This is a genomic window from Pseudooceanicola pacificus (assembly GCF_009789075.1).
Lineage (GTDB): Bacteria > Pseudomonadota > Alphaproteobacteria > Rhodobacterales > Rhodobacteraceae > Pseudooceanicola > Pseudooceanicola pacificus.
This window is the reverse complement of the sequence record NZ_WNXQ01000001.1, coordinates 14,541-28,228: the sequence shown is the minus strand read 5'-3', so window position 1 is coordinate 28,228 and position 13,688 is coordinate 14,541. Positions and strand designations below refer to the sequence as shown.

General features: G+C 67.1%; 13 protein-coding genes. 9 read left to right on the top strand and 4 right to left on the bottom strand.

The window, feature by feature from the left end:
* Positions 1-5: 5 nt before the first annotated feature.
* Positions 6-662 (bottom strand): hypothetical protein, encoded by a 657-nt coding sequence (locus GLS40_RS00120; protein ID WP_160380576.1) that lies wholly within the window; start codon positions 660-662, stop codon positions 6-8.
* A 721-nt stretch (positions 663-1,383) separates the two neighbouring features.
* Between GLS40_RS00120 and GLS40_RS00115 the strand changes: the two genes are divergently transcribed.
* The 3 genes from GLS40_RS00115 to rpsO all read left to right on the top strand — a co-directional run bounded on the left by GLS40_RS00115 (position 1,384) and on the right by rpsO (position 4,204).
* Positions 1,384-2,487, top strand: a complete 1,104-nt coding sequence (locus GLS40_RS00115) for a GGDEF domain-containing protein (RefSeq protein WP_160380575.1) — start codon at positions 1,384-1,386, stop codon at positions 2,485-2,487.
* A gap of 175 nt (positions 2,488-2,662) precedes the next feature.
* Complete coding sequence (locus GLS40_RS00110; protein ID WP_160380574.1) at positions 2,663-3,757, top strand: calcium-binding protein; 1,095 nt, start codon at positions 2,663-2,665, stop codon at positions 3,755-3,757.
* Between the two features lie 177 nt (positions 3,758-3,934).
* Positions 3,935-4,204, top strand: a complete 270-nt coding sequence (gene rpsO / locus GLS40_RS00105) for a 30S ribosomal protein S15 (protein WP_160380573.1) — start codon at positions 3,935-3,937, stop codon at positions 4,202-4,204.
* A 100-nt stretch (positions 4,205-4,304) separates the two neighbouring features.
* On the opposite strand, the gene GLS40_RS00100 is transcribed toward rpsO, so the two are convergent.
* On the bottom strand, positions 4,305-4,532 hold the full coding sequence (locus GLS40_RS00100) for an N-(5'-phosphoribosyl)anthranilate isomerase (protein WP_235905727.1): 228 nt from the start codon (positions 4,530-4,532) through the stop codon (positions 4,305-4,307).
* A gap of 230 nt (positions 4,533-4,762) precedes the next feature.
* On the opposite strand from GLS40_RS00100, the gene pnp reads away from it, so the two are divergent.
* Entirely contained in the window at positions 4,763-6,895 is a 2,133-nt protein-coding gene (pnp, locus tag GLS40_RS00095; RefSeq protein WP_160380572.1) for a polyribonucleotide nucleotidyltransferase, read from the top strand.
* A gap of 269 nt (positions 6,896-7,164) precedes the next feature.
* Positions 7,165-8,250, top strand: a complete 1,086-nt coding sequence (rsgA, locus tag GLS40_RS00090) for a ribosome small subunit-dependent GTPase A (protein WP_160380571.1) — start codon at positions 7,165-7,167, stop codon at positions 8,248-8,250.
* 43 nt (positions 8,251-8,293) lie between these two features.
* On the opposite strand, the gene GLS40_RS00085 is transcribed toward rsgA, so the two are convergent.
* The gene (locus tag GLS40_RS00085; RefSeq protein ID WP_160380570.1) at positions 8,294-8,599 is read right to left on the bottom strand and encodes a hypothetical protein; all 306 of its coding nucleotides are present in this window, start codon (positions 8,597-8,599) and stop codon (positions 8,294-8,296) included.
* A gap of 233 nt (positions 8,600-8,832) precedes the next feature.
* Here GLS40_RS00085 and GLS40_RS00080 point away from each other — a divergent pair, with 233 nt between their 5' ends.
* The 4 genes from GLS40_RS00080 to GLS40_RS00065 are packed head-to-tail and all read left to right on the top strand — an operon-like array spanning position 8,833 to position 13,037.
* The gene (locus tag GLS40_RS00080) at positions 8,833-10,980 is read left to right on the top strand and encodes a rhamnan synthesis F family protein (RefSeq protein WP_160380569.1); all 2,148 of its coding nucleotides are present in this window, start codon (positions 8,833-8,835) and stop codon (positions 10,978-10,980) included.
* 52 nt (positions 10,981-11,032) lie between these two features.
* Entirely contained in the window at positions 11,033-11,728 is a 696-nt protein-coding gene (locus GLS40_RS00075) for a nitroreductase family protein (RefSeq protein ID WP_160380568.1), read from the top strand.
* A gap of 29 nt (positions 11,729-11,757) precedes the next feature.
* Entirely contained in the window at positions 11,758-12,588 is an 831-nt protein-coding gene (gene fghA / locus GLS40_RS00070; RefSeq protein WP_160380567.1) for an S-formylglutathione hydrolase, read from the top strand.
* Entirely contained in the window at positions 12,585-13,037 is a 453-nt protein-coding gene (locus GLS40_RS00065) for a YaiI/YqxD family protein (RefSeq protein ID WP_160380566.1), read from the top strand. The genes fghA and GLS40_RS00065 overlap by 4 nt, the downstream gene beginning before the upstream one ends.
* Before the next feature lie 150 nt (positions 13,038-13,187).
* On the opposite strand, the gene GLS40_RS00060 is transcribed toward GLS40_RS00065, so the two are convergent.
* A complete protein-coding gene (locus GLS40_RS00060) occupies positions 13,188-13,652 on the bottom strand; it encodes a GNAT family N-acetyltransferase (protein WP_160380565.1) in 465 nt (154 codons plus the stop codon).
* Positions 13,653-13,688: the final 36 nt, after the last annotated feature.

Sequence of the window (13,688 nt, the reverse complement as noted above, 5' to 3'; positions counted from 1 at the left end):
CCGCATTATGGCGTCGGTGCGGCCAAAGGCGACAACATGAGATTATTGTTTCCAGAATCGCCGCTAACGGTCCCTCCGACGCGCCGCATGCCCAGCTCTTTCAGGGGAACAAGGGCCTCTTCGGCCGTGCCGCGCACGCAGTTGCGCAGCATGACGTCCACCGCGCGCAGGCCCGCGGGCATCTGGCGCGTGCTGGAATCCACGCGGCGAATGCCCAGTACACATATAGTGTCGGCACCGGCGCGATAATCCGCCCAGAAATACTGCCCGCCGGAATCCGTGGTCGAACGCATGGTACCTGCGTCCAGGTCGGTGAAGGGCGCGGGGAAGCCGCCGATGCGTTCCTCCAGCTTCTCGAACTGCAGGCGGGTGGTCCGCGGCATGGCTTGCATCAGTAGATAGTTGTCACCGGCAAGCGTCGTCGCGTTTCGCAGCCCGGCCCGCTGTTCGCGGCCGCCGGGGATCCGGCGTTCCATCGCCACCGCGACCTGGGGGACCGAGAACCACAGCTGCGACGCGGGGATCGCGACATACTGAGTCTCTTGAGCCGAACGCTCTATACTGATCGGGACATCATCGCAGGCGGTCAGGGCGGTCAGGGCGACGCCGGCGGCGAGCGCGGCCCGCAGTCTGGCGATAGGAAGGTAGGTTCCAATGGTCATGAGATCGGCTCCCGGTCGGTGAAGGGGTCATCGGCGTTTCCGGCGGCGGCGATTCCAGGGTGAATCGTGGCGGCTGCTCGCCGGAGGGATGAGTCAGGCGTGTCAAAAATGTGGCACGTGCCACAATTGGTCATCATTTGACACGAGCTCGAACAGAATTTGGTGCGAATTGGCGTCATCTTGAATCGTTTCGTGTCAGCCTGGCGCGATCTGGCGTCAGGGTGTCGCGAAGCAGCGTCCGGATCGCGTCGATTTACGCGAATTCGCGTCGGGGAAACTGCGGCGGCGGCGCGGCCGATTTCGCAAGTGCAGAAAAGATGCCCTGAAGGCGGATGTTTCCGGCGGGGGCTTTCCGATGGGAAAACACCCTTGTTTTTCAGCTGTATACCGGCATTTCGGGCGAAAACCCCTGGGTTCCCTGCCTCTGTCGAGAGGGGGGCAAAGGCCTGATAGGGCCCTGAAACGGGAATGGGAATGAGGGTCCCCGACCCTGTCCGGGCGAGGGAACCTGCCTTGGTCCGTGCCATCGTTTTCTGCCTCTGTTCGCCGTCATTTGGTGCGGCGTTAGGGCATTCTTAACAGGGTTGGAGGGGTACGCCCAGACTGCGGTGAAGGCCGGGTTAACGGAAGTTGTTTGTGTTTATCCAAATGTCACAGTGGTGCCCAAGTTGCGCCCTCTGAGCAGGTCAAACAGAGGGTGCCACAGAAGGAGGCCCCGCAAATGCTCAGTGTACTTCCCATAATCCACGGTATCGGCGCCATGGCGCTTGTCACGACCGCCTATGGGTTCATTCAGCGAAGCAACCTGTCGCGGTGGATGCGTCACACCATTGTGGGAGCGATCTTCGGGGCCAGTGCCGGGTACTCCATGCTCGACCCGATCGTCCTGTCGACCGGCATCGTCCTGGAAACCCACAACCTGCTGATCGCCTTTGCTGCCTTCTTCACCGGCCCGATCGGCGCCGCCATCGCCATCCTGGTTACCGGAGCCGTCCGGATGACCATGGACACCGTGGTCGCCGTGACCGACGTGACCTCCATCGCGTCGGCCGCCATCATCGGCCTGCTCTGGAGCGCCCCGGCGCTGCGTCCCAAGGATATCGAGGTGAAGCACTTCGTGTTCATGGGCCTGCAGATGTCGCTGCCGCTCGCCGCCGTCTTCCTCGTGCCGGTTCTCAACCAGCAGGAGGGGCTCCTGACGGTCTTCATCGGCCTCACCGGCTTCAACGTCCTGGCGGCCTGCGCCTTTGGCACCTTCCTGGCCCGCGAGCGTCGGCTGGCCAAGCGGGAGCGTGCGCTGCAGGAAAGCGTCGACCACGATTTCCTCACCACCGTGCTGAACCGTGGCGGCTTCTTCCGCAAGTACGACGAGGTCAAGGATCACCACAGCGACACCGGCGGTGCCGTGCTGCTGATCGACCTCGACCGGTTCAAGAACATCAACGACACCTTCGGTCACAGCGTGGGTGACGATGTCCTCAAGACGGCGGCCGAGGCGATGAAGCGGGTGGTCCGCAAGGGCGACATGCTGGCCCGGATCGGCGGCGAGGAGTTCGCGGTCTACCTTCCCTCGGCCACCGAGCAAGAGGCCGGCCGGATCGCCGACCGTATCCGTGAAGCGATCACCGCCAGCGTCTGCATCCCGACCGAGCCGGACATGCGGATCACCGCCAGCGTCGGCGGCTACCACTTCCGCACCCGGGAGCAGCCGAACCTGGCCGAGGCTCTGAACATCGCTGACCAGCGGCTCTACAAGGCCAAGTTCATGGGCCGCAACCGGACGATCATGCAGGAACAGAACGCGGGCCCCAGACTCGCCGCCTGATCGAAACGACCCAAGAAACGACAACACCAAGACCCCATGCAACAGATCAGGCCCGCCCCGACACCGGGGGCGGGCCTGATTACCTTTGAAGGGGTTGTTAACCAACTGTTTCGAAACGTTTTGTGCGAATCCCGCGATGCTGGCCTTATGCCCGACGGTGAGAAAGGCGGGTGATATGCTGTTCCTTGCGGGATTGATGGGCATGGTACTGGTGGGCGCGACGGCCTTTGTCGGGTTCGGCGGCGACGGGCCGGATATTGACGGTGACGAGTCCCCCGGCGGGGCGGATCCCGGGCCGGCGGGTGGCCCCAACCTGTTGAACGATGTTGCCACCGGTCCGGCCGGCGCTGGCATGGCGGGCCCCGCTGATGGCCCCGATCCGGCTGTCCCCGCGGAGGCGCCTGCCGAGGATCGGCCCGAGGACATCATCGAAGGCGGCGAGGCGCCGTCCTTGATCGTGGGCACCGATGGCGCCGATCAGATTTCGGGCGGGCCGGGGGGCGATACCATCCTGTCCGGTGACGGAGGCGATCTCGTCCGCGGCGAAGGCGGCGATGACAGCCTGTCCGGCGGGGCCGGGTCCGACACGCAATGGGGCGGCGATGGCAATGATACCGTCCGGGGTGGCCCCGGCGATGACCAACTGTTCGGCATGCCCGGCGATGACAGGCTCGCCGGCGGTCCGGGGGATGACTCCCTCGTCGGCGGCCCGGGCGGCGACGTGCTGATCGGCGGGCCTGGCGCCGATGCGCTGCAGGGCGGGCTGGGTGACGACAGCCTGACCGGCGGGCCCGGTGCCGACACGCTGTTCGGCGGGTGGGGCGACGACTGGATTTCGGGCCTCACGGCCCAACTGGCCGAAGAAGACGGGGCAGGGATCGCATCGCCGGAAGACCCGGAACCCGCCGCGGGCGATGTCGATTTCCTCAACGGCGGGGGCGGGGCCGACACGATCCTGGCCGGCCCGGGGGATATCGTCACCGCGGGCGAAGGGGCGGACGCGGTCATCGTCGGTGCCGGGGGCGCCCATGGCGACGCGCCGGTCGAACTGCTCGATTTCGAACCGGGGCAGGATCAGCTTGTCGTGCTCTACGACCAGAACTTCCCGCCGCCCGAGGTCGAGATCGTGGCGCCAACGGGTGCAGAGGGATATTCCCACGTGGTGGTGAACGGCGCCTTGCTTGCGAGCCTCAAGAGCGCCCTGCCCGTCACCGAGGCGGATATCGTGCTCACCGCGTCCGACGCCATGATCGCGCAACCTGGCGCCTGACGGCACGCCCGTGCCACGCCGCCTGGGCCAAGATCGCGCAGGCCAAGTTTGCGCTTTTCTTTTTCGGATGAATCGCTTAATCGCTGCCGATCCGCGCCGTTGGGGCGGACACCTCCATGGACCCTGCTGGACGACATCCCGGCTTGTGCCCGAAACATCAACCGCAAGGAGACCCCGATGTCGATCACTGTCGAAGAAAAATCCCGCCTGATGAAGGAATACGCGACCAAGGAAGGCGACACCGGTTCGCCCGAAGTCCAGGTTGCGATCCTCACCTCGCGCATCACCACGCTGACCGAGCACTTCAAAATCCACAAGAAGGACAACCACGGCCGCCGTGGCCTTCTGAAACTGGTGGCACAGCGCCGCAAGCTGCTGGACTACCTGAAGGGCAAGGACGAGGGCCGTTACCAGTCCCTGATCAAGAGCCTCGGCATCCGCCGCTGATCCGCACCGGATCGGACAGGCTGCGCCCGCTCGGACCGAGCGGGCGTTTTGCGTTTCGGCCCCCGAATTTTCGACGAAAATTCGCATCCCCGCCGGCATGTCACACCAATCTCCGGATCGGAGCCCGGCTGCAGATCACGATGAACTGCCCGCCGCTTTCCAGCAGGTGGAAATCCCGGGCCCGCACTTCGGCGACGAACCTGTCGCGCCCGATCTCGTGCTCGACCCAGGCCACCGACCGCCGGATCACCGCGCCCCGCTGGACCGCCTTGGCGGAAAAGACATGCTCGATCCAGCTGTGGGGCCGGGTGTGAACGCTCTGCATCATCCGGCCATTTCACACTGTCCTGGATAACATCCGGTAAATGCCCGCGAGAGCCGCGATCCCCCGGCTCCCTCTTTCCTTGTGGACAAAACTCCTGTATGGCCCGCCCATCTGAGACGTGACGCTCCGGCCCCCGGCGTTGTGCAAAAGGATTGGGGGCGGCGGCAATGGGGCCGCCAAGCCAACGGGAGACGCGGCAGGGGCCGCGAGAGCTCCCTCACAGGATACGCTAGATGTTCAATGTAACGACGAAGACGATGGAGTGGGGCGATGAAACCCTCACTCTGGAAACGGGCAAGATTGCCCGCCAGGCCGATGGCACCGTCATCGCCACCCTGGGCGAAACCTCGGTCATGGCCAACGTGACCTTCGCCCGGGCACCCAAGCCGGGGCAGGACTTCTTCCCGCTGACCGTGCACTACCAGGAAAAATACTATGCCGCCGGCAAGGTGCCGGGCGGCTTCTTCAAGCGCGAGGCGCGGCCGACCGAAAAGGAAACGCTGACCGCCCGCCTGATCGACCGTCCGATCCGCCCGCTGTTTGTCCCCGGCTTCAAGAACGAAGTGCTGGTGATGTGCACCGTGCTGTCGCACGATCTGGTCAACGATCCCGATGTGGTGGCCATGATCGCCGCCTCGGCCGCGCTGACGATTTCGGGCGCGCCCTTCATGGGCCCGATCGCCGGCTGCCGCGTGGGCTTTGTCGATGGCGAATACGTGCTGAACCCCGATGTCGAGGACATGCAGGGCCTGCGCAACAACCCCGAGCAGCGGCTCGACCTGGTTGTCGCCGGCACCAAGGACGCGGTCATGATGGTCGAGTCCGAGGCCTATGAGCTGACCGAGGCCGAGATGCTGGGCGCCGTGACCTTCGCGCATCAGCAGATCCAGCCGGTGATCGACCTGATCATCTCGCTGGCCGAGGACGCCGCGAAAGAGCCCTTCGACTTCACCCCGCCGGATTACAGCGCCCTCTACGAGGCCGTGAAAGCCGCCGGTGAAGACAAGATGCGCACCGCCTATGCCATCACCGACAAGCAGGAGCGCGTCGCAGCCGTTGCCGCCGCCAAGGACGAGATCAAGGCGTCCCTGACCGAGGAACAGCTGGAAGACGCGAACCTGGGCTCCGCCCTCAAGAAGCTGGAATCCAGCGTGCTGCGCGGCGACGTGGTCAAGAACGGCCGCCGCATCGACGGCCGCGCCACCGACCAGGTTCGCCCGATCGTCTGCGAAACCGGCCTGCTGCCCCGGACCCACGGCTCGGCCCTGTTCACCCGTGGCGAGACCCAGGGCCTGGTGGTGACCACCCTCGGCACCGGCGACGACGAGCAGATCATCGACGCGCTGCACGGCAACTTCCGCTCGAACTTCCTGCTGCATTACAACTTCCCCCCCTATTCGGTGGGTGAGGTTGGCCGCGTGGGGTCGCCCGGCCGCCGCGAGATCGGTCACGGGAAACTCGCATGGCGCGCGCTGCAGGCTGTCCTGCCCGCCGCCACCGATTTCCCCTACACGATCCGCGTCGTGTCCGAGATCACCGAATCCAACGGCTCGTCCTCGATGGCCTCCGTCTGCGGCGGTTCGCTGTCGATGATGGATGCCGGTGTGCCGCTCAAGGCCGCCGTGGCCGGTGTGGCCATGGGCCTGGTGCTGGAAGACGACGGCTCCTACGCTATCCTGACCGACATCCTGGGCGACGAGGATCACCTCGGCGACATGGACTTCAAGGTGGCGGGCACCGAAAACGGCATCACCTCGCTCCAGATGGACATCAAGGTGGCCGGCATCACGCCCGAGATCATGGAGAAAGCCCTGGCCCAGGCCAAGGAAGGCCGGATGCACATCCTGGGCGAGATGAACAAGGCGCTGTCCGGCGCCGGTGAGTTCAGCGCCCACGCCCCGCGCATCGAGACCATGCAGATCCCGACCGACAAGATCCGCGAAGTCATCGGTTCGGGCGGCAAGGTCATCCGCGAGATCGTGGAAGTCTCGGGTGCCAAGGTCGACATCAACGACGACGGCATCATCAAGATCGCCAGCCCGAACGGCGACGCCATCCAGAAGGCATACGACATGATCTATTCGATCGTGGCCGAGCCCGAGGAAGGCAAGACCTACAAGGGCACCGTGGTCAAGATCGTCGATTTCGGCGCCTTCGTGAACTTCTTCGGCAAGCGCGACGGCCTGGTGCATGTCTCGCAGATCGAGAACCGCCGCCTGAACCATCCCTCGGATGTGCTCAAGGAAGGCCAGGAAGTCTGGGTCAAACTGCTGGGCTTTGACGATCGCGGCAAGGTCCGCCTGTCGATGAAAGTTGTCGACCAGGAGACCGGCGAAGAAGCCAAGAAAGAGGAAGCGGCGGAGTAACCTCACCCGTTTCGCGGATGAAGGGCCCCGGAGAGCGATCTCCGGGGCCCTTTCGCTTGCGTTGACAGCCCGCCGCGGGGCGCCTAATTTCGCCCGTGAACGATGGAGAGTTTATGTCCTGATGTCGGAGGGACGGCGCGCGCGCCTTCCCTGTGATCCGAATTGAGCGATCCGGTCCCGGTGCATTTCCCGGGCCCTTGGGGCTGTGACCGGATCCCGTCGACACGATGGCTGCATCGCGATGCAGCAGGACATGAAAGACCCCAACCATGGTCAGGGACTATTCCCGTTTCTTTCCGCCGGCAGACACCGGCGCACCCGCCCGTGAACCCGACGCGCTGCAGCGTCTTGGCTGGCAGGCGTTCTTCATCCGGCAGGCCGGACATCTCGACCTTGCCGCAACCCCGCCCCTGCGGGTGAGCGAGGTCCAGCGCTCGGGCCTGACGGCCCTTGGCGCGGACGGCGAGATCACCTTGCCGCCGATGCCGGGCGTCACGGTGGGCGACTGGCTGCTGCACGACAGGGCCCGCCCGGCGCGCAGCGTGCTGCTGGACCGGCGCAGCCTGTTCCGCCGCCGCGCCGCCGGAACGGGGCGCGAGGAGCAGCTGATCGCCGCCAATGTCGACACGCTCTTCATCGTCAGCTCCTGCAACAACGACTTCAATCCCGCGCGGCTGGAACGCTACCTGGCGCTGGCACATGAGGCGGGGGTGGAGGCCGCGATACTGCTGACCAAGGCCGATGCCAGCGAGGATCCCGGCGGCTATGCCGACCGGGCCAAGGCGGTGGCGCGACAGGTGCCGGTGCTGACGCTCAATGCGCTGGAACCGGGTGCCGCAGCCCGCCTGCAGGGCTGGTGCGGCACCGGGCAGACGGTGGCCTTTGTCGGATCCTCGGGCGTGGGCAAGTCGACCCTTGTCAACGCGCTGATGGGGGCCGGGGCGGCGCAGACCGGCGCCATCCGCGAAGATGACAGCCGGGGGCGCCACACCACCACGGCGCGGCAGCTGCACCTGATGCCGGGCGGGGGGCTGCTGCTCGACACGCCGGGGATGCGGGAACTGCAGCTGACCGATGCGGCCGAGGGCATCGCCGGGGTCTTTGCCGATATCGAGGCGCTGGCCCGGCAGTGCCGGTTCCGCGACTGCGGGCACGACAGCGAACCGGGCTGCGCGGTGCGGGCAGCCGTCGACAGGGGCGCGCTGGAGCCGGGACGGATCGCGCGCTGGCGCAAGCTGCTGGCCGAGGACCGGTTCAACTCTGCCGCGCTGCACGAAAGGCGCGCGCGGGACAAGGCATTCGGCAAGATGGTCCGCAATGCGACGGGCAACAAGGCAAAGCGCCGCGATGGCTGAAACCGGGGGGCGCCGGATCGGGTCCGGCGCCCTGCGCGCGGTGTCAGTTGCTGGCCTTGCTCGCCTCGGCGCCGCCTTCGACACAGGCCACGAACATGCAGCCCTTGGCGCCGAGCTCTTCGGCAGCGGTGCATTCCAGCCGCGCGGTCCGGGCCGCAAGGCGTTCGGTGGCATCGGTGGCGGCATAATCCTTGCCGTTTTCCTGCCAGGGGCCGAGGCCGCCATCGGCGGTTTCCTCGCCCGGTTTGCCGCCCTTGAACGAGCAGGTGAAATCGGTGCTGGCCAGGGCCTGGGTGCCGGCGAGCGCAAGGAGCGCAGCCGCGGCTGCGTAAGCTTTCAGGTGAAGCATGGGTTCGTCCGTTGCGAAGAGATGACGCCCGGGAATGGCGCCACGATCCGGATCGTTATGACGAGTCGCGCCACCCGTCAAATGAATTCAACCTGCCGGACGGTTGGCTGATCCGGCCGGCGATATCCACCCGGGTCCGCGGGGGTGCGCCGGGCCTTGCGGCGTGGCTGCATGCGGTGGTTCCGTTCCGGCGAAACTGTTGTTAAATAAGCCGGTCACAGCCAAAGGCAGCCATGACCGATCCCGCCCTCACGCCCGCCCTTTCCGTCACCATCGTCTCGGTCGCCTATAACTCGACCGGGGTGATCGGGGGGATGCTCGACTCGATCCCGCAGGGCGTGCCGGTGGTCGTGGTCGACAACGCCTCGTCCGATGCGCAAGCGCTGCGCGCGATCTGCGCAGGCCACGGCGCGCGGCTGATCGAAAGCCCGCGCAACATCGGCTTTGGCCCGGCCTGCAACCTTGGCGCCGCCGGGGCCGAGACCGAATTCCTGCTGTTCCTGAACCCCGACGCGCGCCTGACCGCAGGCGCACTGGCGGAACTTGTCGCGGCGGCGGCGCGGCATCCCCGTGCCTCGGGGTTCAACCCCGCGCTGGCCAATTCGGACGGGAAGGTGCAGTTCAAGCGCCGCTCGGTCCTGCTGCCGAAATCCGACTGGCTGCCGCGCGAGGTGCCCGCGGGCGAGATCGAGATGCCGGTCCTGTCCGGCGCCGCGATGTTCCTGCGCCGCGCCGCCTTCGAGACGGTTGGCGGCTTCGATCCCGACCTCTTCATGTACCACGAGGATGACGACCTTTCGATCCGCCTGCGCCGCACCGTGGGGCCGCTGATCCACGTCCCGGGGGCACGGGTGGAACATGCGGCGGGGCGGTCTTCGGTCCGCACGGCAGAGATGGCGGCCTTCAAGGGCCGGCTGCTGGGGGAAAGCCGCGTCCTTGCCATGGCCAAGCACGGCCATCGCAACGCAGCGCGCGACGCCCGGCGATCGGCGCTTGGCCAGATGCTGCTGCCGTGGAACCTGATCTCGGCCCGCAAACGCGCCAAGCAGCGCGCGTTTCTCGACGGTGTGGCCTCGGGCGCCGCGATCCTGCAGGCGCGTCAGCCCCGCCAGGTGTCCAAGCTGAAGCGCGAGGCGGTGCGGCTGAAGGGCCAGATCCTCGCCCTGCCGGTGACGCTCAAGAACCGCTACGGCACGACGCCCTATTACGACCGGGTCCTGTCCCGCCTGATCCGCCATTACGACGGCGCGCGGCCCGACAGCCAGCGCGTTGCGGTGGTGGTGATCTACCCGCAGCAGGGGCTTGAGGCCTCGCATATCGAGATGCTGCGCTATTTCAACGACCGGGGTTATGCCTGCCTTGTCGTGTCGAACCTCCCGCTTGGCGCGGCGGACCGCACGCGCCTGCTGGGAGCCTGCTGGCATTACATCGAACGCCCGAATTTCGGCTACGATTTCGGCGCCTATCGCGACGGGGTGATGCACCTCTTTCCCCGGCTCGACGGGCTGGAGCGGCTGGTGCTGATCAACGACAGCTCGTGGTTCCCGCTGCCCGGCGCGCGCGACTGGCTGGAGCAGGCCGAGGCGCTGGATGTCGACTATGCCGGCGCGATCTCGCAGAACGGCGTGCCCAAGACCGAGCTGGACAATCCCGCCGGGCCCGACTGGCGGCTTGCGACCGGGCACCGGCATTTCCACTATGCCTCCTACGCGCTGGCGATCCGCCCGGCGATCCTGCGCGATCCGGGCTTTCGCCGCTTCTGGCAGAAATACCGGCTGACGCAGGTCAAGAACACGGTCGTGCGCCGGGGCGAGATCGGGCTGACCCGCTGGGTGCTCGACAGCGGCCATTCCCACGGCGCGACCTACGATGTGCTGTCGCTCGCCAAGGACCTCGCCGCCTGCGGTGACAGCGAAATCGACCGTATCGCCCGCGACCTGATCACCCTGAACCAGCCCGAAACCGTCGCCTGGCTCGACGCCCATGTCCCGGCCCTGAGCGCCGCCCGCAGCCCGGCCGAACGGGCCGAGCTGGAGCGCATCATCAAGACGGTCGCCATCCGCGTCGGCGTCAGCTACGTGCTGCCCCGGCTGATCTACCGGGCGCAGGGCTTTGCCTTCCTCAAGAAATCCCCGATCTGGCTGTCGCGCCGGGAAAGCGACGTGGTGCTGGATTTCGCGCGCGAACTGCCGCCGCCCTTCGGCCCGGTGATCCTGGACGAGGCCAGGGCCCTGCGCCGCACCTCGGGTCCGCGCTTTGATCCCGAACTGGCGCGCGAGGCCGGGCATGACACGCTGGTTGCCCCCTCTCCGGGGCCGGAACTGAACTGGCTGGGCTGGCCGAAACCCTCGGCCTTCCGGCGCGAAGCGGGCGGCGCTTGACCCCGCATCGGGGTCTGTGACACCACGGACCGGACACAGAGCGGAGGTGGAGATGTACCATAAGGGAAAGGTCAGCTACAGCCCTGTGCCGCTGCCGGACCGGCGCGACCTCACACCCGGGCAGATGCAGGCCGAGGCGGATGCCTTCCACGACCTGATGCGCCGCCGGCACACGGTGCGCGAGTTTTCGGACCGCGCGGTGGACGCGGCGGTGATCGCGCGCTGCATCGAAACCGCGGGCACAGCCCCTTCCGGGGCGAACCACCAGCCCTGGCATTTCGTGGCGATTGCCGATCCGGCGATGAAATCCCGGATCCGCGCCGCCGCCGAGGCCGAGGAAGAGAAATTCTATGCAGGCGGCGCGGGCGACGAATGGCTGCAGGCGCTGGAACCCATAGGGACCGGGGTCAGCAAGCCGCATCTGGACATCGCGCCCTGGCTGATCGTGATCTTCGCGCAGCGCTACGGCACCACCCATGACGGCGAGCGGTACAAGAACTACTACGTGCCCGAAAGCGTCGGCATCGCCACCGGTTTCCTGATTGCCGCTTTGCACACTGCCGGGCTGTCCTGCCTGACCCATACGCCCAACCCGATGCGGTTTCTCAACGGCCTCTGCGATCGGCCGGACAGCGAAAAGCCGGTGATGATCCTCGCGGTCGGGCACCCCCATGCCGATGCCACGGTGCCTGCCGTGGCCAAGATCAAGAAACCGCTGGACGAGATCCTGACGATCCGTCGCGGCTGAACCCGCCCCGGGCGGCAAGAGGACAATTGATGAAAGCACTTTTCGAGCACAGATGTTTCGGCGGCCTGCAGGGCGTCTACACCCATGCCTCCGAGGCGACGGGCGGCGACATGACCTTCGGCCTGTTCCTGCCGGCCGAGTCGGCGGACGGCCCGGTGCCGGTGCTGTGGTATCTCAGCGGGCTGACCTGCACGCATGAAAATGCGATGGTCAAGGCGGGCGCCCAGATGTGGGCCGCCGAGCAGGGGATCGCGCTGGTCTTTCCCGACACCTCGCCGCGCGGCGAGGGCGTGGCCAATCACGACGATTACGACATGGGCCAGGGCGCGGGGTTTTATGTCAATGCCACCCAGGCCCCCTGGGCGCCGCATTTCCGCATGTGGGACTATGTGGCCGAGGAACTGCCCGCGCTGGTGAGCTCGGCCTTTCCGGTCGATGCGGACCGGCAGGCGATCACCGGCCATTCGATGGGCGGCCACGGCGCGCTGACCCTGGCGATGCGCCAGCCGGGGCGGTTCCGCTCGGTCTCGGCCCTCGCCCCGATCTGCCATCCCTTCGGCTCGGATTGGGGGCGCAAGCAGTTCACCGCCTATCTCGGCCCGGACGAGGCCACCTGGACCGGCCATGACGCCAGCGTCCTGATGCAGGAGGCGGGGTTCGACGGACCCGTGCTGATCGACCAGGGCACCAAGGACCAGTTCCTCGACCTGCTCAAACCCGAAACGCTTTCGGCCGCGATGGCCTCCCGCCGCCAGCCGGGCCTGTTCCGGATGCAGCAGGGCTATGACCACAGCTATTTCTTCGTGGCAAGCTTCATGGAGGATCACGTGAGTTTCCACGCCGAGGCGCTCTGGGCGTGAGTGCGCTTTACATCGACGCCGATGCCTGCCCGGTCAAGGCCGAGGCCGAGCGCGTGGCCAGCCGCCACGGCATCCGCATGTATCTCGTGTCCAACGGCGGGCTGCGGCTGTCGCAGAACCCGCTGGTGGAGGTGGTGATCGTGCCCGACGGGCCGGATGTGGCCGACATGTGGATCGCGGACCGCGCCGGGCCGGGCGATGTGGTGGTCACCGGCGACATCCCCCTGGCCGCCCGCTGCGTCGAGGCCGGGGCCCGGGTGCTCAAGCACAACGGCGAGGCCCTGACCGGGGCCAATGTGCGCGAGGCGCTGGCGATGCGCGACCTGATGACCGACCTGCGCGCCGCCGACCCATTCCGCCAGGGCGGCGGCAAGGGTTTCACCAAGGCCGACCGGTCCCGCTTCCTCGAAGCGCTGGAGCGCGAACTGCGCGCCGCCGCAAGGGGCTGATCCGCCACCCGTCCCCTGCGCCGCAGGCCGCCCGGGTCCCCAAGCCGCGCCGGGAAATCGCCCGCCCGTCTGCCGCTGGCGCCCCGCCCCTGCTTCATCTCGTCCGAAATACTCCGGGGGTGCGGGGGCTGGCCCCCGCGGCGCTCCCTTTCAGCCCAGCATCCGCGTGAAGGTCACGCTGGTCGGGCGATCATATCCCGCATGCGCCGTCCGCCCGGTTTCCGCGAAACCCAGCCGGGCAAAGGCGGCGTGGTTCTCCACCAGCTCGACCCGGGTCTGCAGCACCACCGCCGGCAGCCCGAGCGCCAGGGCCCGCGCCCCGGCGTGATCCAGCATCATGCGCGCCAGCCCGCGCCCGCGATGCGTCGCGGCCACGGCCAGCTTGCCGAGGTAGAGGTGACCGGGTTGCGGCGTCAGGATCATGCAGGCCACCGGCCCGGGGTCGCGGATCGCCCAGAGCTCGTTGCGCGCGGCCTCTTCCGCCAGGCTGTCCGGCGTCATGCGCAGCAGGGACGAGGGCGGGTCGATCCGTGGCTCCATATAGGCAAAGGCCGCCTGCAGCAGCTGGTGGACCGGGGCCATGTCGTCTTGCGGTGTCAGGCGGATCGGTGTCATGGGCTGCGCTTTCGTCTGGCGGGGCAGGGGGGCTGT